We start from the raw sequence: 21590 nt of genomic DNA, 5'->3' as shown, positions 1-21590 counted from the left end.
TAAAAAGGATAAAAATTGTATTTAAAAACACAAACATATAAAAAACTATGTGAAAATATTGGCTTTGATGAAAGCTCAAATTTAGAAGGCTTTAACAAGTTAGAAAAATCAATTTTTTTATTACATAATGAATATTTACTAGGTAGTGCTAAAGAAGCTGGAATTTTCATAAAAAACCATGGAAATAGTAAAAATATTTTTGATTTGGTTATTGATATTTATAATAAACGCATTAAAGCTCATCACGCATTATTTTTGATTATTCATATTTTTGAAACAGCACTTCGCTCAAAAATGGCTTTTATTTTATCGCAAAATTACAGCTCAAACCCTAATTTAAAAGATGATTGGTTTATAAATTGCTCAAATTTATGGCTTATTAAAAAAGTAAATCATATAGTAAAAATAAATAAGTTAAATGAAGATTTTTTAAAAACAGCAAATAGTTTTGAAGTGCTTGATTTATTTACATTAGGCGATTTAGAAAATGTTATATATAATAACTGGGCAATTTTTCAGCCTATTTTCGCTGGTGAAAAACAATACAAAAATCAAATTTTACCAAGATTTGGCACAAAAGACCACCTTTTAAGTACATTTTCTCGCATTAGAAAAGAAAGAAATAATATATTTCACAACAGACCGCCAAAAGGAAAAGCAAAGTCAATTATGACAAATATAGAAATTTTGCTTTTAAGGCTTGATTTTAATCTTAAAGATGCTTTTAATGGAATATCAAATTTAGAATATGGGATAAAATTAAAATATGAATACTAATTTTAAAGACAGCGGGATTGCTTGGATAGGTCAAATTCCAAAACATTGGGAAGTAATACGCAATAAATATGTTTTTACGCATAAAAAAGAAATTGTAGGCAGTAAATTTAAAAATTTTGATATTTTATCACTTACAAAAAATGGTATTAAAATAATTGTAGAAAGTGATCAAAAAGGCAAAGTGCCTGATAGCTTTGAAACTTATCAAATTGTAAAAAAAGATGATATTGTAATGTGTCTTTTTGATCTTGATGTTTCAGCTGTTTTTTCTGGTATTTCAAAATATAGTGGAATTATTTCACCAGCTTATAAAATTTTTAATCCAAAAGAGAATTTAAATTTTAAATACGCAGGATATTTTTTTGATTTTGTTTTTGTCAATAGAAAATTTAAACAATATTCTAAAAATATTCGTTTTACGCTTGGAACCGATGAATTTATGAATTTAAAAATTCCTTTACCCCCACTCAATGAGCAAAAAGAAATAGCTGAATTTTTGGATAAAAAGTGCGAGATAATTGACAAAAGATTAAGCAATTTAGAGAGAAAAATTAAGAGCTTAAAAGAGTATAAAAAATCACTCATAAGCGAGTGTGTAACCAAAGGGCTAAATCCTAAAAATATAGAATTCAAAGATAGCGGGATCCCTTGGATAGGTCAAATCCCAAAACATTGGGAGATTTCAAAAATAAAGTATCACGGCACAGCTAGAAATGGTTTGACTTATTCGCCAAGTGATTTGACAGATGAAAGTGGAATTCTAGTTTTGCGTTCATCGAATGTCCAAAATAGCAAACTTGTATTTCATGATAATGTTTATGTATCTTGTAGCGTAAAAAATAATTTAATGGTTAAAAATAATGATATTTTAATTTGTTCTAGAAATGGTAGTAGAAATTTAATAGGCAAAAATGCACTTATTGATATAGATATTAAAGCTACTTTTGGTGCTTTTATGCTGATTTATCGTTCTAAAATCTCAAAATTTATGTTTTATGTTTTAAACTCAAATATTTTTTCATATCATTTAAGTAATTTTGTAACTTCTACAATAAATCAATTAACAAATTCAAATTTTGAAAATATAAAATTTCCCCTACCCCCACTCAATGAGCAAAAAGAAATAGCTGAATTTTTAGATAAAAAGTGCGAAAAAATAGATAGATTAAATGAGAATTACACCAAGCAGATTACCGCACTAAAAGAGTATAAAAAATCTCTAATCTACGAGTGTGTAACGGGCAAAAAAGAGATTTAAATTTGCTATAATTTCAAAAATCAAAAGGAGTTAGAATGAATAATGAAGTAGGTAATAAAAATGAAGAATTTGAAGGCTTTGAAGGCGAAGAAAGCTTAAATACACTAGCAGAGAATTTAAAAAAGGATTATAAAGAAACTTTGCGTATTAGCAAAGAAAGAATAAGTATTTTTGAGATTAATAGAAAACTTGATAACCCTAAGCGTGGACTAATAGAGCTAGACCCAAAGTTTCAAAGAGATGATGATAGATGGGATGACAAACAAAAATCAGAGCTGATAGAAAGTATTTTGATAGGAATTCCATTGCCTGTGTTTTATCTATTTCAGACAAGTAGCGGTATGAGACAAGTAGTAGATGGCAGACAAAGACTGCATGCTATTAGGCAATTTTACAAAGATGAATTAAAACTTTCAAAACTAACAATTTTAAGCGAATTAAATGGTAAAAAATTTAGCGAATTAGAACCATTGCTTCAAAATAGCTTTGAGGATTATCAACTAGAAATTTACGCCCTATTACCGCCCACAAATGAAGATATTAAATTTAATCTTTTTGATAGATTAAATCGTGGCGGAACACAGCTAAATCACCAAGAGATGAGAAATGCACTCTATCAAGGTGCTAGCACTAAGCTTATTAATGAATTAAGCCGTGATGAAAACTTCAAAAAAGCAACTAATCTTAAAGAAAATGCTATAAAGACAATGAAAGATAGATATTTGATATTAAGATTTATAGTATTTTATCTAATTAGGCAAGAAAAAATAGAAACCAAAATTGAAGGCAGCATTGATGAAATCCTTGCTAATGCGATGAAGGAGATAAATAATAAAGAAAAAGAGCTAAATTTAGATGATTTAAAAAATAAATTTAAAAAAGCCATGGAAAATATAGCAAAAAATGGCTCAGATGAGCTATTTAGGTTTGAAAATAAAAACAATAAAAAACGACCTTTAAATATGCTTCTATTTGAAAGTGTTGTTTATCTTTTTGTTTTAGCGCTTGAAAAAGGCGTGGCGGTAGATATCCAAAGGCTAGAAAAGTTTAAAAAAGATGAATTTGATAAGCCAGAGAGAATTACTTATGGTATTGATTCTGTAGATAATATAAAATTTAGATTTGACTCTATGGAAAGGTTGCTTAATGATTAAAGAATTAAAAATTTCAAATTTTAAAAGCATAAAAGAGCAAAGTTTTGAGTTTAAGCCTTTGGTGATTTTGACAGGGACTAACTCATCTGGCAAATCATCTATTTTACACGCTATATTGCTTACATTAGACAATAAAACCAGCCGTTCGCTTCAAGAATTGACAAGAAACTTTGATAAATTTAGCATTGTTAGAAATATCTTTATCAAAAAAGATAGCATTGATATAGAGCTAAATGGGGAAGTTTATAAAATAAATGAAGGCGATGAAAACAATAAAATTTATTGCTCAAAAGAGTTAAAATTTGAAGAAAATTTATTTTTTATTAGTGCAAATCGCACAGGAGCAGAAGATTTATCGAGTTATCATTATTACGAAAAGTTTGGCGTAAAAGGTGAATATGCTTTTGGATATTTCGATAAACATTGGCAAGAAAAAGCAGGGATTATCAGATTTAAAGATGATGAGAGCTTAAAAGGTCAGCTTTGGCGTTGGTGTAAAGAAATTTTTGAACTTGATTTTGATGTACAAACAAATAAAATAAATGAAAATTTTGTTGAGATAAAATATTATTTTAGAAATATTGATAAAGAGCTTTCACCTTTTAATGTAGGAACTGGAATTAGCTATGCTTTGAGAATTTTAATAATGGGGCTTAATTGTAAAAAGGGCGATATTTTTATCGTAGAAAATCCAGAGATTCACTTACACCCAAAAGCTATTTCAAATATGGCTAAATTTTTTATATTTTTGGCTAAAAATGGTGTTCAAGTTATCTTAGAAACCCATTCAGAACATATAATAAATAGCGCTTGCTATGAAGTGTGTAAGAAAAATTTTGATTCTAGTGATATAGTAATTTATTATAAAGCGAATCAAAATAGTGATTTTGAAAAGATAAATGTAGAAAATAGTGGTAAATTTGTAGATGATAATGGTAATTTAAGGAAGTATCCAAGTGGATTTTTTGATGCTAATTCTGCTGAATTATGGGAGCTTTTGTAATGCGTTTGAGCGATAAATTAGCATTAGAATATCTTAAATTTAGAAATCAATGCGAATTTGATTTGCGATGTATTGAAGCTCTTTTGTGTTATTTTAAAGGTGAGTTTATTTTTACAAAAGAACAGCTTAATAATGCTAGCAAAGAAATTGCTTCATTTGATATGAGTAGGTTTTTACCACTTCTTAATAAAATACCGAAATTCCGATTAATTCTCTGTGATGATAATGATCAATTTCCAAATGTGAATATTTTTAGGGATAGAATAGAAAATAATCTAAGCGCAACTTTTAAGGCAGGTGAGCAAAGAAATAAAGCTATAGAGCATTTTAAAGCACTGTTTAAAGATGCGAAATCTATTTTTATTTATGATAAATTTTTGACAAAACCGAATTTAAAACCAAATTTAACTAAACTTCAAAAAGAATGCTGTATATCTTGCGATATTTTTTTACCTGAAGACCAACAAAGAGAGCTTAAAATAGGCAAAGTAGATAAAACACATAAAAATTACACAAATAATCATGATAGATATATAATAGTAGAAGATAAATTGGAGATTATTTTAACAAGCGGAATTGATTATCTTTTTGATACAAGTAAAGATTTTACTTATATAATTAGGGAAATTTAAAGGACAAAAATGGCTAAAACTATATATGATGAAAAAAGACAATATCAAGCTGATATAATAAAAGAATTTGCTAAAAATGGAGTTGTAGAGCGAAGCGCAAAGTACTATGATAAAAATTTAGCAATGGATAAAGAGATACTGCTAGAGTTTTTAAAATCCACTCAAGAAAAGGAGCTTAACTCGCTTGGGCTAAAGGATGATGAGATAATCTCTAAAATCAATGACTATATAATCAAAAATGGAATTCTAGAGTGCTTAAAAAATGGCGTAATGATAAATAATACAAACTTAGAGCTAGTTTATAATAAAGAAAGCTCTGGTTTTAATGCTGATTTAGCCCAGAAATATGAAAAAAATAAAATCACAATAATGCAAGAAGTAAATGCCGATAATGAGAATAAAGAGCGTGTGGATTTAGTGGTTTTTGTCAATGGTGTGGCGTTTGCTTGTATGGAGCTTAAAAGCAATTATTCAGGGCAGGATTATAAAGATGCTATAAAGCAGTATAAAGAGGATAGAAACCCGCAAAATAGGCTATTTGATAATAGGCTTGGTGCGATTGTGTTTTTTGCTTTGGATCTGTATGAGTGCTATATGACTACAAAGCTAGAAAAATCCAAAACTAAATTTCTAGCCTTTAATAAAGGCAAAGGAAGTGGCAGTGAGACAGGGGCTGGAAATGATGAGGCAGTGGACAAAATAAGCAATGTATGGTATCTATGGGAAGAGGTATTGGTAAAAGATAATATAATTGATTTGATTAAAAATTTTATATTTGATGATAAGGGAGTTATGATTTTCCCACGCTATCACCAGATGGATCTAGTACATAAAGTAAAAAGCGATATTTTGAAAAATTCAGAGTATAAAAACTACTTAATCCAGCATAGCGCAGGATCTGGCAAGACTAAAAGCATAGCTTGGCTAGCATATATGCTAGCATCTTTGTATAAAGATGGCTCTGTAAGATATGAAAGCGTGATAATCGTAACTGATAGAATAGTAGTAGATAGACAACTGCAAAATGAGATAAACAAGATCGAGCATCAAGAAGGATTTATAAAAGCTCTTGGCGATGAAAATAGTTCAAAAGATCTAAAAGATGCTATAAAAAATAGTGTAAAAATCATAATTTCTACAATCCAAAAATTCTCTTATATCAAAGATGAATTAAAAAATTTTGACACCAAATGCGCCGTGATAATAGATGAAGCGCACTCTAGCACCAGCGGGTATAATATGGAGGCTTTGATAGATACTCTTAGTGCTGAATTTGGCGCAAAGAATAAACCAAAGAATATAAGCCTTTTTGGCTTTACAGCTACACCAAAGAAAAGTACTTTACAAATATTTGGTAGAGAGGTTACAAAAGGCCTTTTTGTACCTTTTCATCTATACTCTATGAAACAAGCGATAGAAGAAGGATATATACTAAATGTACTTGATAACTATACAACATATAACACTCTTTATAATATAGTATTAAAAAGCAGCGATAAAGAGGTGGAACAAAACCAAGCAAAACGCAAAATAAGAGATATAATCAAACATAATACCGATATCATAAAAAGCCGTGTAGCTGTGATAGCTGAGCATTTTGCTAATATCGGTAGCGATATGCTAAACAGCAAGGCTAAAGCTATGGTAGTGTGCGAGGATATAGAAAGCGTGATAAGATATTATCAAGCTTTTTGTGAGTATTGCGTGGGGAGATATGATTTTAAACCTTTAATAGCTTTTAGCGGTCAAAAAGAAGTTGGCGGAGTGGAGTATAGCGAAAGTGGGATAAATGGCATAAGCGAAGCATCTTTGCCTAGTGAATTTAATAAAGATGAGCGAAGGGTGCTTTTTGTCGCAAATAAATACCAAACAGGATTTGACCAAAATAAGCTTTGTATAATGTATGTTATCAAAGCCCTTAGCGGAATAACCGCCGTCCAAACACTATCAAGACTAAATAGAATTTGCCCAGAATTTCCGCATAAAACTACTTTTGTGCTTGATTTTGTAAATAAATTTGATGATATCATTAGTAGTTTTGCGCCCTATTATACGCAAACTATGCTAAAAGATGGCATTGATATGGCTGATTTACTTGATATCAACGCAAAAATAGATGGATATAATATCTTAATGCCACTTGAAGAAAAGATAGTAGCAGATGCTACTTCTAATATAGATGATAATACTCAAAAGATGATAAGGCCATATTTCACAAAAGCAATAACACAGATAAATAATTTAGATGATAAGCATAAAATAGAGTTTAAAGGGTTGCTTACAAACTACAAAAAGATCTTTTTACATTTGAAAATCATTTTTGGTGATATTTCTAGCGATAAGCTAAAAAATAGATATATTTTTATAGAAATTTTGCTCAAACAGCTTACAAATGAAAATAGAAGTAGCGAAAATATAGATATAGATATAGGCGTGATAAATGTTCAAGTACTAAAAAACCAAACACACACAAAAGAGAGTATAAAACCAGATCCAGTGATGGAGATAAGCCCCTTTGGCTCAATTACAATTGATTCTAGCAAGCTAGAAATGCTCTCAATAATTGTAAAAAAAATTAATGATAATCTTAGTCTAAATATGGAAGAAAACTCGCAAATTCAAGCTATTATAAATATCTCTGAGAAACTACTAAATAGCGCCAAGCTACAAAGCGGAGCAAAAAATAATAATAAAGATGATTTTACAAAACTTTATAATGATGAATTAAATGATATTTTAACAGATAATTATAATGATACGCAATTTGGTGCTTTATACGGCCAACTATTAAATAATCAAACCTATATAAATGAAATTTTCATACCATTTAGAGATAATATTTATGATATTTTAGAAAAAAGATAGGTGAAAATTTGGCATAAATAGCCGACTTTCATCGGCTCTTAGCCTTGCTTTGCGGTTATGAAATTTGGGTTAAATAGCATTAGAAAAGCTATTTGAATTTGATTTTAAGAGAGAAACGACCTTAAAATCAGCGTTTAAAGTATTTAAAGCATTATAAAAAGAGATTTTAAAAATTAAAGAAAATTTAAAAAAATTAAAAAGATATTAAAAATTTAAAAAAGAAATTTAAGTGGTGGGTTTACCAGGACTCGAACCTGGGACCATCCGGTTATGAGCCGGATGCTCTAACCAACTGAGCTATAAACCCACTTGAAATAAGAGTTGAAATTATACAGAATAATTCCTTAAATCTATATAAAACAACTCTAAAAATTAAAATTAAACTAGATAAATTTATCTTTAAAGCTGACTTTGTTTATCTCTCATTTTATTAAATTCATCATTAATAACAGATGAATTTGGCTCTTGCGACATTCTTTCTAACATATTGTTATAGCGATTTACCAGCCAGATTACAAGAGATGATAGCAAGAATGCAGGCAATAATTCATAAACTATACTTGAAAGACCAAATAATATCCATAAAAGTACCGTTACACCACCGGTTATAATTCCAGCAAGCGCAGATAAGGCACTCATATGACGTGAATATAGACTAAATAATAAAACAGGTCCGAAGCTCGCACCAAATCCAGCCCATGCATTACCCACAACTCCAAGTACTGTATCGCTGGAATTAAATCCAATAATTGTAGCAATCACAGCTACAATTATAACCGAAATTCGCCCCGTCAATACCTGAGTTCTATCGCTTACATCGTGTTTATAAAAAGCAAAGATAAAATCCCTAGTAACAGAACTAGCGCTAACTAAAAGCTGAGATGATATAGTACTCATAATGGCTGCTAAAACTGCTGAAATAATCACACCTACAATAAATGGGTGAAATAAAGTGTCACCAAGCTTTAAAAATACAGTCTCTGGATCAGATAAAGGATTGCCATTTTGCGAAAAATATACAAAACCAATAAGCCCACTAGCCATCGCACCAACTAAGCCAATAACCATCCATGAAATTCCAATGCGTCTAGCCGAGCTAAGCTCTTTAGCATCTCTAATAGCCATAAACCGCACAATAATATGCGGCTGACCAAAATAACCAAATCCCCAAGCCAAAAGCCCCAAAATACCTAAAAATGTCTGTCCGGCAAAGATATTTAAATGGTCATAATTTGCTGCGTGACTATACTCATTTAAAAGCGCAAAAAAGCTTGAGCCTTCTGGAATATCAATACTAAAATATGCTACTAATGGGATACAGACCAACACTAAAAACATTAAAATACCTTGGAATGCATCAGTTAGACACACAGCCTTAAATCCGCCAAAAAATGTATAAAATACCACTATAAATAGAGTTACTGCAGCACCAAGAACAAAATCTAAACCAAAAAAGCTCTCAAATGTCTTGCCTCCTGCGATGATACCACTACTTACATAAAGTGTGTAGAATACCAAAATAAAAATTCCTGAAATTATGCGTAAGACTTTTGTTTTATCCTTAAATCTATTTTCTAAATAATCAGGAATAGTAATGCTATCGCCAGAAATTTCAGTATATACCCTAAGCCTACTGGCTAAATACTTATAATTCGCCCACGCACCAATGCTAAGTCCTATAGCAATCCATGCATTACAAATTCCACTTAGATATAACGCTCCAGGCAATCCAAGAAGCATCCAACCACTCATATCGCTAGCACCAGCACTTAATGCGGTCATAAATGGCCCTAAAGAGCGATTATCTAGCAAGTACTCATTTAAATTTGACTTTTTATTATAAGCTAGGCGACCAATCACCAAAAGCACCGCAAAATATAACCCAATAGCTAAATAGGTAGTAAAATCCAAATTCTCTCCTTATTTACTGTTTTTTTTCTTTAAATATTTTTCATCTATATAACCCATATCTGCAAGCTTGTCAAAAATTCTAGCAAGTATCGGTCCAGCCGCACCTCCACCGCTTGCACCATGTTCTACTAATACAGTTACTATATATCTAGGATTCTCGTATGGAGCATATCCTGTCATCCATGCATGTGAGCGTTCATAATATTCCATATCAACCTCTTTTATGCGCACCTTATCTTCTTGACTAATTCCTACTACTTGAGCAGTACCTGATTTAGCCGCTATGGTAACCTTTGATGGGCTTAATACTCTAAATCCTGTACCACCTGGAATATTAGCTACTGCATGCATTCCTTCTCTTATATATTTTAGAGCTGATTTTTCTTTTTGGCTTAAAATATCTCTAGCATGCCACTCTTGAGGCACTCCATTTATACTACCAATAAAATGCGGTGTAACATCATGCCCCATTGCAAAAATTGCCGTATCTCTAGCTACTTGCATAGGAGTTGCTAAGAAGCTACCTTGACCTATACTAGTATTAATAGTATCACCTTGATACCATGGCTGATTTAATCTCATCTTTTTCCACTGAGCATCTGGAACAATTCCTATATACTCATTTGGCAAATCAACTCCAGTTTTAACTCCAAAGCCATAGCGTCTAAGAACTGGCGCCATAATATCAATTCCTACATTATATGCTCCACGATAAAAATATGTATCACAGCTATCACGCAAAGCCTCTACTATAGTCATCATCTCAGAGCCGTAATTTTTCCAATTTCTAAATTTTCTATCACCTAGCTCAAGATATGGATCACAAAGTATCCGTGATGTTGGCGCATATTTTCCACTCTCAAAAAATGCCATACCCATCGCCATCTTTACAACACTTCCAGGTGGATATAGTGCATTTATTAATTTATTAGTAAATGGATGATCCGGATTATTCATCATCTCATTCCAATCGCTTTGACTAATACCAGTTACAAATTGATTCAAATCATACTCTGGCAGGCTTGCTGCCGCTAAAATAGATCCATCAATTCCATCCATAACTACTACCGCACCAGCTGGACGATCAAAAGCTTGATATAAGTACTTTTGTAATTCCAAATCAATAGTTAAAGATATATCAGTACTGCTTGGCTTAATATAACCAATCTCTTCTACAACCTTATTTAGTGCAGTAACCTTGGTAGTTCTTTGACCTTCTACTCCTTGTAAAATTTCATTATAATAGCGCTCAATTCCACTACGACCTGTATAGTTCGTCAGTTTTGAAAGCGGATTTGCCTCTATATCTTTTAAATTTGCCCTACCAACATATCCAATAACATGGCTAGCTAACTCACCTAATGGATAATGACGGATAGAAACTGGATTTACCGAGGTATTTTCACGCAAATTTAGCCTAGCAAAATGTGGTAAAACTCTATCATAATCTAAAAAATTTACAACATTTACAAAATCTTGTGAATAAGGAGAGTCGTTTTTTATATACTCCCTTTTTAGCTTTGTAGCGTTTAAATCTGGAAACACTGAGATTATAAAGTTTATCTCATCATCTAATACTTTTAAATTTCGTCTTAAATGTGGCTTAATAGAGATCTCAAATCCTAATTTATTTACTGCTAAAGGCTGGCCATTTTTATCTAAAATTTGACCACGAACCGGAGCAATATCTTCAGTTTTTATTGCATTTTTTTCGGCAATCTGCTCATAATACTCATTTGATTTAATACTTAAATAATAGATACGAGTAAGCAAAATAATCCATACAAGAACGATAATTCCATATACAATAGTTAGCCTCATAGCACCCGCCCTCTAAATATTACAAGTGCTATTAGTGATTCTATCGCAGCATATAGCAAATACTCATAGCTTAGCTCAAGGCGAGGCTGATTAAGTATATAAAGTGCAATATTACTCATAACCAAAGTAAGAATATAGCCTGAAAATACATATATAGTTATTAATAGCTTTCTCCATTTGATATTTGTCTTTAGCCAATCATCAAGAAGATAGTAAAATAACAACCATGCTAAAAGCACCGAGCAAAACTCAAATCCATTTAATTGTTCAGCAAAAAATAAAAAGGCTACAGTTAGATACCATCTTTTATCTTTTACTCCAAGCGTTCGCTCAATCTCATCACTAAGTATTATTAAATAAGCAAAAAATATCCCTATAAGAGATGGTAAAAATAGCGATGTTAAACTAAATATCTCATAGCCTATAACAGATATACAAAAAAGGCTAAATCTTAGAGATTGTGAATTAGTGCTATTTCGTTGCATACTGGAAAGTGTTTGCATTTTATGCAATCGGCCCAAATTTTTTGCGCTGGAAGCTTCTCTTTAGAAATTTCTTCAAACCCTAAGTTTTTAAAAAATTCACTTCTATAAGTAAGAGTAAAAACTTGAGCAATCTCAAGCTCTCTAGCCTGAGCTAATAAGGCATTTACTAGTCCACTACCTACGCCTTTGCCTCTATAGGCTCCATCAACTATCAAGCTTCTAACCTCAGCTAAATTTGCTGCGTGAATATGAAGAGCGCTATATCCAATGAGCCTATCATCATCAAAAGCCAATGTATATGAGCGAATATTAGTAGCTATCTCATCATCACTTCTAGGCAAAATCACCCCATTTTCAATCTCAGGGCGAACCAAAATCTGCATACTAGCTATATCTTTTAATCTTGCTTTTTTATACTCTATCATTTTACACCAAATACTGCATTATATATCGCTTTTGTCGCTTTATCTATACCGGTTTTTTTACTACTTGAGACCAAAATCGCAGCTGGATCAATCTTTAAAATAGCTGACTTTTGACTCTGATTTAGTTTATCTGATTTTGTGTAAATATTTAATACATTCTGGTCAGGTCGGACAAATTCATTTAGATACAAACCAAGATTTTCATCTTTTTGCAGCCCCGCATGTCTAGAATCTATCAAATGGATAAAAGCCTTTATACTAATGCGTTCACGCAAATATTTATCTAGATTTTTTTGCCATGCATTATGCATACTTTTACTAACTTTAGCGTAACCAAACCCAGGTAAATCCACAAAAATCAATGGAACCTTATCCTCGCCATTATCGACTATAACCTCAAAATAGTTAATTAGCTGAGTTTTACCTGGTGTAGAGCTAGATTTAGCCAAGCCATGGTGATTAGTTAGTGCATTAATAATAGAGCTTTTACCAACATTACTACGCCCTAAAAACGCCACTTCGCTTATACCAAACTCAGGAGAATCATCAACTCCTTGAGCTGAGAGTAAAAACTTAGCACTTACGATTCTCATTTATCCTCTACCTGAAATATAAATTTAACTGGCTTTTTATCCTTGCTTTTGACACTATAAACACCTTTTAACTGATCTACTATAATTTCATCACCAAAAATTTTCTTATCGCTATCAACTTCATGCAAAAATGCACTACCTTTTAAGGTGTAAATTTGCCCTTTTGGCTCATAGGTTAGTAAATCGCCACTACCATTATACTTTTTACCATCTAGTAAGATACTAAATTTGGCATCACTTATTGCCTCATATTTTTGCGGTTTTCGATTTTTATCAAAGTAAATTTTAACACGATTTGCCGTTAATGTATCGCTTTTACCTTTTTTAATTAATACATTACCTACAAGTTCTCCAAGTCCTACTTTCTCATCAGCATAGAAGCTATCAGCACTTACTTCGACCTGATTTGCACTTACTACACCATAAAAGAATGCAACAACTATAAAAGATTTAACTATTTGTAAAACCAACCCTTAACTCCTTTTGCAACTATATGATTACTATCAAGTGCATATATCACGCTTTTTCCTACTATTTTATCGCTATTTTGCAATAATTCAAATGGGACACTGCTTAATAATGTTTTTTCCATCATTAGATACTGAATTTCACTAGAGTTGTAGCGCAAATTGGTATCTAAATTTAGATATCTCACATCGCCAAAAAATGTTATATTATTATCTTTATAAATAGCCTCATTTGAGGTGATGTTGTGTCTATCTTTTTGGATAAAGGTAACATTTGGCTGAATAAATTCATTATAATCATCATAGGCTATAACACTTTTAGATGTAAATTTAGCATATGTATTTGTAGCATTTATCTCATAGCTTATTACTCCATCTGCTTGCATATTTGCTACCTTTATACTGTTACTTTGCAGGCTAGTTTCATATGGGTTTTGTAACATTAACGCCACTACGCTCATACTAAAAAGAGCCACAACAAAATAAAAAATTTTTATAGCCAACGCCCAATCCACTCATCACGTAAATTTTCTCTATCAATGATAATTTCTATCATCTCTCTAACTGCACCATAACCGCCATTTTTACTTAATTTTATATCTGGAGTAAGCGCTTCAAAAGCATCATTTGGTGCAAAACTAATAGCTACATTTTTTAACAATTTCATATCATTTAAATCATCACCAATAGCAGCTGCATTTTCTAAGCTTAGTCCTTCTAATTCTAAAATCTCTTTAGCCTTAGCAAGTTTATCACTTACACCTTGAAAACAATACTTAACCTCTAGCTCTTTGGCTCTATCAGCTACGATTTGAGAGCTTTTACCTGTAATTATGGCCGAAATTTTACCCATACGATTCCACTGTTGTATGGCAAATCCATCTTTTACATCAAATCTTTTAAATTCATCAGATAAATTAGTCTTATAAAGACCACCATCACTCATACATCCATCAACATCTAAAAATATTATCTCTATCATAATACGCCTTTGGTGCTTGGAATTCCTATCTTATCATTTTTAGCCACAGCCCTACGAAATGCCACAGCAAAAGCCTTAAATGTAGCTTCTGCTATATGGTGAGAGTTTGTGCCTCTTTGCTTGATTATGTGCAAGGTAATGCTTGAATTCATTGCAAGTGCTCTAAAAAACTCCTCTACAAGCTCGCTATCAAAGTTTCCAATCTTTGGATTCATCTGCGATTCATAGACCAAAAAAGGTCTATTAGATAGATCCAAAGCACACTCCACAGCAGCTTCATCCATAACTACAACTGCATTGCCGTATCTCTCCACGCTACCAAGCGGATATAGAGCTTCCTTAATAGCTTGACCTAGTACGATACCGCAATCTTCTACGCTATGGTGATCATCTATATGTAAATCTCCTTTGCAATAAAGCTTAATATCCATTAAAGAGTGCTTTGCAAATGCAGTTAACATATGATCAAAAAATCCAATACCAGTATCTATATCGCTATTACCGCTTCCATAAATTTCAAGCTCTAAACTAATATCAGTCTCTTTTGTTTTTCTTTGTTTTTTTATCATTATATTTCCTAATCTCTAGCTATAAACGCACCTTTAAACTGACCACTAGATATGAAATCACGAGCTTCAGCTTCGCTTCTAAATCCTGTTAAAAATACCCTATAAATTGGCTCACCATTTAAACTATACTCACGAACTGTTGTTTTATAAATTCCGTTTGTATTATTATATTGAGTTTTATAGGTATTTGCTCCAGCAAGGCGTCTAAATGCACCAATTTGCACCATAAAATTACCGCCTGTATATGTGTGAGTTTTAGCCGTTTTATTAGCCGGTGTCTCAACCTGTCCGTAAAATCCTATAACTTCAAGCTTTACTGGAACTGTTCCATCAGCAATCATAGCAATTTCTAAAGCTGCGGCTTTAGATAAATCAATAACCCTACCAGCTACAAATGGTCCTCTGTCATTTATTCTTACTGTGGTTGTTTTGCCATTTTTTAAACTTGTAACTTTAACCATTGTATTCATTGGCAAGGTTTTATGAGCTGCAGTTAGAGCATGCATATTATATGTTTCGCCATTGCTTGTTTTTTTGCCATGAAAATTTGGTCCATACCAGCTAGCAATACCTGTAGCTGTATCACCTACTTCTACTACTGTTGGGTAATATGTTTTACCATTTATTGTATATGGTCTCATTGTAGATTCTTGATTGCTAGCACCACCATTTTGTATAGTTTCAAAATCTGAACCTGAGTAGTTTGAACCATATCCTGAGCCTAAATAGCCACCTGAATACCCCGAACCTGAGTAGTGTGGGATACTCTTTGTAGAACATCCGCTAAATAATGCACCTGCTAGCACTATGACTGATAATTTAGTGAGGTATGACAAGATTTTCTCCTATTGCTAATTTCATATTTGTTTTGCTATTTGCCTTTATAATTTCATCTACTTCTACGCCAAATTTACGCGAAATCATTCCAAGTGTATCACCCTTTTTAACCTGATACTCATAGATTGTTTTAGCATTTGCTGGGACGGCAAGTTTATAGTTTGATTTTATCTTACTTACATTATTATACTCTTTAATATCGCTTGCTTTAATATTTAACTTTTTAGCAATAATTTCAAAAGTATCACCTTTTTTAGTATTATAAATTTTACTCTTTGACCCCTCTTTATAATTAGCGGCAAACTCCTCTTTTTTAATTGTTGGGATATAAATATAATAAGTCTCCCTATTTGGCGGAGTAAAGCTGTATCTTAAATGAGTATTATATTTGCTAAGATTTTCTAAACTAAATCCGATAGATACAGCCACATCTCTTAAGCTAGTTCCACCTGGAATTTCAACTCTTTTAATACCTATATATGTAGCTGAATTTAGCATTGAACTATCTTTTGAGATTAGAAAATCACTATCATTTGCCACATATGCCATCATTATAATTTTACGTAGATAATCTCTGCTTTCTAACGAAAGGTACTTTTTCTTTGGGTTTAAAAGCACCATTATATCATCACTTCCAGCTAATTTTATAGCTTTGCTTAATTTTCCTTCTCCTGCATTGTAAGCTAAAATAGCTAGATACCACTTGCCAAACCTATCTTTTAATCTTTCTAAATAATCAATAGCAGCATGTGTAGCTTGCAATGGATCTCGTCTTTCATCTACATACTTATCAACTTCTAAATTATGCAGCTTTGCAGTACTAGGGATAAACTGCCAAATTCCAGCTGCTTTAGCTCCAGAGGTTGCTCTATTTGATAACTTAGATTCTACAATAGCTAAATATAATAAAAAATTTGGAGCATTTCGCTCTTTTAAGACATCTTTTATTATAGCAGCATGCTTATACTCTTTAGTTATTGTATTTATAAATTCTTTCTTTGTCATATCCATTCGAACATTTTTAAGTAGTAAAAAATGCTCATCGTTTATATATTTTGGGTCAATATCAAGCTCTTTTAATACCCTAATTTCTTTTTGAAAATTATCATCTGAAACCATAAACCCAAATGAGCAACTACAGCTTAAAAGTATAAATAAAACTATGGCAAATATTCTCATCTCTCTCCTTAAATTCCAAATAATCTATTTGCATTTTGCGTTGTAATACTCTCAACATCGCTCCTGCTAAGTCCTAAAATATCAGCCATTTTATCAGCTACATATGTCGTAAATGCTGGCTCATTTCTCTTACCCCTGTGAGGTTCAGGAGTAAGATATGGAGCGTCAGTTTCAAGCACAAGTCTATCAAGTGGAATCTTAGGTAAAATTTCAACTAATTTTTTTCCATTTTTAAAAGTTAAAACGCCACCTATTCCATAATAAAATTTACTGCTTAATTCAAGCAAGATAGGACTAGCATTAAAACAATGCAAAACTCCGCCAACTAGCCTACTTTCGTACTCTTTTAAAATTTTTAGACTATCCTCGTTTGCATCTCTAATATGCACAATAAGCGGCAAACCAATCTCCACGGCTAATTCGATTTGACTGATAAAAGCCTCTTTTTGTTTGGCTTTATAACTATCTATATCTGTTGTTGGTAGTCTAAAATAGTCTAGTCCACACTCGCCTATAGCTATACATTTTGACTCTTTAGCGAATTTACGCAAAATATCTATATCATGCCCATCGATTTCATATGGATGTACTCCAGCAGCAAAGTATATATTTTCATTTGAATTTGCTATTTCTAACGCTTTTGGCAGATCATTTATATCTGCTCCTGGAATTATAATCTTTTGCACTCCGCTATCAAATGCACTTTTTATTACGCTACTAATATCATCAAATCTAGCATCATCTAGATGACAATGTGTATCTATAATCATAAAATTTCTACCCTATTTTTACCATTTAATTTTGCTTTTGTTAAAGCTTTATATCCTATATTTATTGCTTGATCAATTTTGAGCGAATTATCAAAAAGACAAACTCCTACTGAAATAGTTGGGCGAATAGCTGAGGCGACTACTAAATTTGCAACCTTTGATCTAATTTGCGCCATAATTCTTACACTCTCATCAAAGCTAACTTTATCTAAAATCACACCAAATTCACCACCGCTAAGGCGTGCTACAATCATTCCCTTTAGCTCATTTCTAAGCATAGATGCCACATGCGCTATAACTCTATCGCATAGATCAAAGCCAAATTTAGCATTTATATCTCTTAATCCATCAATATCAATAATTGCGATGCTAAATTCTGCTTTTCGCTCTGCTAAATTTTTTACATAATTAAAAAAATAACGCCTATTAAATAACTTTGTTAATGGGTCATATTTTTTATATAGTTCGATATTAATCTCATCTTGCATAGCTTTTAGATTGCTATCTACTCTATATATAATCTCCTCTTTACTAAAAGGCACAGAGATAAAATCATTTGCACCATTTTTTAGAAATTTTGCCGCCACATCATTATCGCTAGCTGCTACTACGATTAAGCCTAGATGATTTTTATCCTTTGTTTGGCGAATTTGACGCATTAAGTCAAATCCATTGATAACTGGCATATTATAGGCTGTTAAAATTAGTTTAATATCTGGATTATCCTCTAAATAATTTAACGCCTCCTCGCCATGTGCTGCAGTAAAAACTTTATAAAGTTGCGAATTTAAAATCTCTTTTAGCTGATTTCTCACGCTCATAGACGGCTCGACTATCATAACCTTATAACTACGATTTCTACATAGTCTATTAATTGTTTCGAAGATATAATTAATCGCATCAAGATTATCTTTTACTACATAATCAACAATATTTTTTTGCATAAAGAGCTTTTTTAAATTCTCATCTACACTACCAGTTAAAATAATAGCTAAGATATTTTTAGATAGTACATAATCAACCACTTCACCATCTGGTGCATCAGGTAAATTAATATCAAGTAAAGCAATAAAAAAGTCATCATTTTCCTCAATAGCCTCAATCGCCTCTGCGTAACTATGTGTTACTACGATATCCATATCAACATGTGCGTTCATCTTTTTAGCTATTAGCTTAGCTAAGGCTTTATTATCCTCGACTATAAGGACTCTCTCACGCATGATAACCCCATCTTAATTTAATATTCAAAGCCTTGATTATACTCAAATTAGACTTTAACACTCATTAAAGCAATAACTTCTTAGCAAATTCAGTCGCCTCTTGCGTTATACTTTCACCACTTATCATACGCGATAACTCCATTACTCTTTCATCCATATTTAACTCTTTTGCAGTAGAGCCTTTTATATCTTTTTGTACTAAAAAGTGATGATGGGCTTTTGAGCTAAGTTGAGGCTGATGTGAAATAGCAAAAATTTGATATAAGCTTGATAGTTCTATCAATACATTTGCTATACTCATAGCCTCTTTGCCACTTAGATTAGCGTCTATTTCATCAAGAATTAACACTCCACCGCCAAGACCGCTAATCTTAGCTTCACTAGCGATAAAAGCTAATCTTAAACGATTTATCTCTCCACTACTTAGAGTTTTTAAATTTGAACTATTTAAATTTATATCTACTAAATCAGCACCATTTATATCTAAATTTTTACTATTTAAACATATATCAACCCTATCCATATATAGATCTTTTAAATAGCTATTTATCATAGTTTCTAACTCTTTTATAGCTTTAAAACGCTCTTTTGTTATAGCTTCTGAAGAGCTTTTAAGCTCATTTGATAATTTTGTAAATTTAGATACTAAATCAGATTTTTGAAACTCTATATTTTCATAATGAGCTAATTCACTCTTTCTTCTTTTTAATATCTCTAGACACTCTTCTATACTTCCATATCGTTTTATTAGAGCATTTAGACTCTCTATGCGATCTAAAATCTCCTCAATGTCCAATCCTTCAAACTCATCAAAATCCACGCTACTTCTAGCAATTTTAAGCTCATTTAAAGCATCGCTAAAAAATCCACCATCAATCTCGCTAATATGCAAAGCATCCATTACTGCCTTCTCATAGGCAAATATCGCTTCAGCTTTATTCCAAGCCTCTTCTATTTTATCTTTTTTACTAAGGCGTTTTTTGATCGAATTTAACTCTTCAAATTCGCCAACTTTTGGGCTTACTTGCTCTATCTTTTCTATCTCAAATTTAGCAAAATCTCTAAGCTCATCGATCTTTTTTTCCTCTTCATTGATCTTATCAAGCTCTTTTTTAATGCTCAAAAATTCACCAAATTTCTCTTTAAATTTGATTAAATTCTGATTATAATTTTTAGATTTTTTACTAGCTAAAATATCTAAAAGATTAAGCAATCTAGCATTTTCAAACTCGCTAATCTCTTTAGCGCTTAGATATTTTAAATGGCGACTAGCAACTAAATTTAAATTTTTTTTAGATATTGATTGATTGTTTATAAAATATCTTGTACTCTTATCTTTTAAGAGTTTAAAGCAGTTTATGCTCTCTTCTTCAATCCCAAACTCATCAAGCCCAAGCCTACACTCCACATCGGCTTCAATAAGCCTAGCATCACTATCTTTGTAGCCAAAAACGCTTAATATCGCCCCCATCAAAACGCTCTTTCCAGCACCACTCACACCAGTAAATACACTAAGCCCAGAGCCAAATTTAAGCTCTAATTCATTAAAACTTAAATAATCTTTAAGATAAATTCTCTCTATCACTGGTGCCCCCATCTTAATTTCTCTTTTAACACACCAAAGTAATCCCTTCCTTGATGTCTAAGTAGATTAACTCTAATATCACTAACGCTAATATCTACACTATCAAATTCAATCAAATCAAATCTATCTTGCCCATCTATTAGCACCACTACATCATCATTACTTCTAAACTCCAGCCTAAACTCCCTAGGCAAGACAAGCGGCCTTTGAGTAAGGCTATGAGAGCATATCGGCGTAACGCTATAAGCATCACACAAAGGATGGATAATAGGCCCTCCAGCACTCATATTATACGCAGTTGAACCCATCGCAGAGCTAATTATCACTCCATCACCAAAATATGAATTAAAATGCTTTGAATTTAAAAACGCATCAATATGCGAAGTGGTATCGATCTTTTTACGCATTAAAACAATATCATTAAAGGCTAATTTTGTAGTTATTTTGCCATTTTTATTGAAATTTGCCCTAAGCATATATGGGCGTTCAATATCATAAATTCCAGCCAAAAATTGATCTAAAAATCCACCAAATCCATCCAAGGTAGAATCAGTCAAAAATCCCAAATGCCCAGTATGAACCCCATATATATAAGCCTCGCTTTGTGCTGCTCTCCTACAAGTAGCTATAAAATTACCATCACCACCTAAAGAGATAATAACTCTAGCTCTTTTAGTTAGCTCATCAAACTCATATCCTTGCATGCCAAGACTACTAGCCACATGAGACTCAAATATCACATCAATTGAGCGACTTTTTATAATCTTTATAATCTTTAATAACGCATCTTTTTGCTCTATTGGATCTCTAGTTGTAATTGCTATAGTATTTAAATTTTTATGAATTTTAGACATAACTCTCCCCTAAAAGCCAAATTCTACACAAAAAAATATAATATAAAGTATCTCAAAATATAAATTATATCTACTTATCAAAGCGAGTGCTTCTGAGTTTTAGAGTTGAGATTTTCTTGCATTACTCCACTTTAAAGCTTGCTAGACTACAAAGTATCAGCTTTAACTCATTATAGAGAAAAACACAACAAACAAATCAAAAA

The 21590-nt window shown here is 31.9% G+C and carries 21 protein-coding genes and 1 tRNA gene; 6 read left to right on the top strand and 16 right to left on the bottom strand.

Going from position 1 to position 21590, the window contains the following annotated elements:
• Positions 1 to 15: 15 nt before the first annotated feature.
• The 6 genes from CIGNP109_RS00910 to CIGNP109_RS00885 are packed head-to-tail and all read left to right on the top strand — an operon-like array spanning position 16 to position 7689.
• On the top strand, positions 16 to 777 hold the full coding sequence (locus CIGNP109_RS00910; protein ID WP_086227849.1) for a hypothetical protein: 762 nt from the start codon (positions 16 to 18) through the stop codon (positions 775 to 777).
• Positions 767 to 2035, top strand: coding sequence for a restriction endonuclease subunit S (locus tag CIGNP109_RS00905; RefSeq protein WP_086227848.1), 1269 nt, complete (start codon positions 767 to 769; stop codon positions 2033 to 2035). The genes CIGNP109_RS00910 and CIGNP109_RS00905 overlap by 11 nt, the downstream gene beginning before the upstream one ends.
• 35 nt (positions 2036 to 2070) lie before the next feature.
• Complete coding sequence (locus CIGNP109_RS00900; RefSeq protein WP_086227847.1) at positions 2071 to 3189, top strand: DUF262 domain-containing protein; 1119 nt, start codon at positions 2071 to 2073, stop codon at positions 3187 to 3189.
• Positions 3182 to 4192, top strand: coding sequence for an AAA family ATPase (locus tag CIGNP109_RS00895; protein WP_086227846.1), 1011 nt, complete (start codon positions 3182 to 3184; stop codon positions 4190 to 4192). Before CIGNP109_RS00900 ends, CIGNP109_RS00895 begins: the two co-directional genes overlap by 8 nt.
• Positions 4192 to 4824, top strand: coding sequence for a hypothetical protein (locus CIGNP109_RS00890; protein WP_141081038.1), 633 nt, complete (start codon positions 4192 to 4194; stop codon positions 4822 to 4824). Before CIGNP109_RS00895 ends, CIGNP109_RS00890 begins: the two co-directional genes overlap by 1 nt.
• 9 nt (positions 4825 to 4833) lie before the next feature.
• Positions 4834 to 7689: a DEAD/DEAH box helicase family protein gene (locus CIGNP109_RS00885; protein WP_086227844.1), complete on the top strand. Its 2856-nt coding sequence runs from the start codon at positions 4834 to 4836 to the stop codon at positions 7687 to 7689.
• 230 nt (positions 7690 to 7919) lie between these two features.
• Here CIGNP109_RS00885 and CIGNP109_RS00880 read toward each other — a convergent pair.
• The 16 genes from CIGNP109_RS00880 to CIGNP109_RS00805 form a co-directional block, all read right to left on the bottom strand.
• A tRNA-Ile gene (locus tag CIGNP109_RS00880) sits at positions 7920 to 7996 on the bottom strand.
• 92 nt (positions 7997 to 8088) lie between these two features.
• Positions 8089 to 9600 (bottom strand): sodium/proline symporter PutP, encoded by a 1512-nt coding sequence (putP, locus tag CIGNP109_RS00875; RefSeq protein ID WP_086226438.1) that lies wholly within the window; start codon positions 9598 to 9600, stop codon positions 8089 to 8091.
• 9 nt (positions 9601 to 9609) lie between these two features.
• A complete protein-coding gene (gene mrdA, locus CIGNP109_RS00870) occupies positions 9610 to 11421 on the bottom strand; it encodes a penicillin-binding protein 2 (protein ID WP_086227843.1) in 1812 nt (603 codons plus the stop codon).
• On the bottom strand, positions 11418 to 11924 hold the full coding sequence (locus CIGNP109_RS00865) for a hypothetical protein (protein ID WP_086227842.1): 507 nt from the start codon (positions 11922 to 11924) through the stop codon (positions 11418 to 11420). Before CIGNP109_RS00865 ends, mrdA begins: the two co-directional genes overlap by 4 nt.
• Entirely contained in the window at positions 11873 to 12331 is a 459-nt protein-coding gene (locus CIGNP109_RS00860) for an N-acetyltransferase (protein WP_086224192.1), read from the bottom strand. Before CIGNP109_RS00860 ends, CIGNP109_RS00865 begins: the two co-directional genes overlap by 52 nt.
• The gene (gene yihA / locus CIGNP109_RS00855; RefSeq protein ID WP_086227841.1) at positions 12328 to 12924 is read right to left on the bottom strand and encodes a ribosome biogenesis GTP-binding protein YihA/YsxC; all 597 of its coding nucleotides are present in this window, start codon (positions 12922 to 12924) and stop codon (positions 12328 to 12330) included. The genes CIGNP109_RS00860 and yihA overlap by 4 nt, the downstream gene beginning before the upstream one ends.
• On the bottom strand, positions 12921 to 13394 hold the full coding sequence (locus tag CIGNP109_RS00850; protein ID WP_236844743.1) for an LptA/OstA family protein: 474 nt from the start codon (positions 13392 to 13394) through the stop codon (positions 12921 to 12923). The genes yihA and CIGNP109_RS00850 overlap by 4 nt, the downstream gene beginning before the upstream one ends.
• Positions 13379 to 13894, bottom strand: coding sequence for a hypothetical protein (locus tag CIGNP109_RS00845; protein WP_086224189.1), 516 nt, complete (start codon positions 13892 to 13894; stop codon positions 13379 to 13381). The genes CIGNP109_RS00850 and CIGNP109_RS00845 overlap by 16 nt, the downstream gene beginning before the upstream one ends.
• Entirely contained in the window at positions 13885 to 14373 is a 489-nt protein-coding gene (locus CIGNP109_RS00840) for a KdsC family phosphatase (protein WP_086227840.1), read from the bottom strand. Before CIGNP109_RS00840 ends, CIGNP109_RS00845 begins: the two co-directional genes overlap by 10 nt.
• Positions 14370 to 14942, bottom strand: a complete 573-nt coding sequence (gene hisB, locus CIGNP109_RS00835; RefSeq protein ID WP_086224186.1) for an imidazoleglycerol-phosphate dehydratase HisB — start codon at positions 14940 to 14942, stop codon at positions 14370 to 14372. Before hisB ends, CIGNP109_RS00840 begins: the two co-directional genes overlap by 4 nt.
• A gap of 8 nt (positions 14943 to 14950) precedes the next feature.
• On the bottom strand, positions 14951 to 15778 hold the full coding sequence (locus CIGNP109_RS00830) for a septal ring lytic transglycosylase RlpA family protein (RefSeq protein ID WP_439097829.1): 828 nt from the start codon (positions 15776 to 15778) through the stop codon (positions 14951 to 14953).
• Positions 15762 to 16958: a lytic transglycosylase domain-containing protein gene (locus CIGNP109_RS00825; protein WP_086227839.1), complete on the bottom strand. Its 1197-nt coding sequence runs from the start codon at positions 16956 to 16958 to the stop codon at positions 15762 to 15764. The genes CIGNP109_RS00830 and CIGNP109_RS00825 overlap by 17 nt, the downstream gene beginning before the upstream one ends.
• Positions 16959 to 16966: 8 nt before the next feature.
• Positions 16967 to 17728 carry a TatD family hydrolase gene (locus tag CIGNP109_RS00820; protein ID WP_086227838.1) on the bottom strand — a complete coding sequence of 254 codons (762 nt, stop codon included), beginning with the start codon at positions 17726 to 17728 and terminating at the stop codon, positions 16967 to 16969.
• Complete coding sequence (locus tag CIGNP109_RS00815) at positions 17725 to 18948, bottom strand: GGDEF domain-containing response regulator (protein ID WP_086227837.1); 1224 nt, start codon at positions 18946 to 18948, stop codon at positions 17725 to 17727. Before CIGNP109_RS00815 ends, CIGNP109_RS00820 begins: the two co-directional genes overlap by 4 nt.
• Before the next feature lie 64 nt (positions 18949 to 19012).
• Entirely contained in the window at positions 19013 to 20533 is a 1521-nt protein-coding gene (locus tag CIGNP109_RS00810) for an AAA family ATPase (RefSeq protein ID WP_086227836.1), read from the bottom strand.
• Positions 20530 to 21387 carry an NAD(+) kinase gene (locus CIGNP109_RS00805; protein ID WP_086224178.1) on the bottom strand — a complete coding sequence of 286 codons (858 nt, stop codon included), beginning with the start codon at positions 21385 to 21387 and terminating at the stop codon, positions 20530 to 20532. Before CIGNP109_RS00805 ends, CIGNP109_RS00810 begins: the two co-directional genes overlap by 4 nt.
• Positions 21388 to 21590: the final 203 nt, after the last annotated feature.

Source organism: Campylobacter sp. P0109, from assembly GCF_002138755.1.
Taxonomy (GTDB): Bacteria; Campylobacterota; Campylobacteria; order Campylobacterales; family Campylobacteraceae; genus Campylobacter; species Campylobacter devanensis.
Note: the sequence above shows the minus strand (reverse complement) of the source record. Positions and strands in the feature narration are given on the sequence as shown.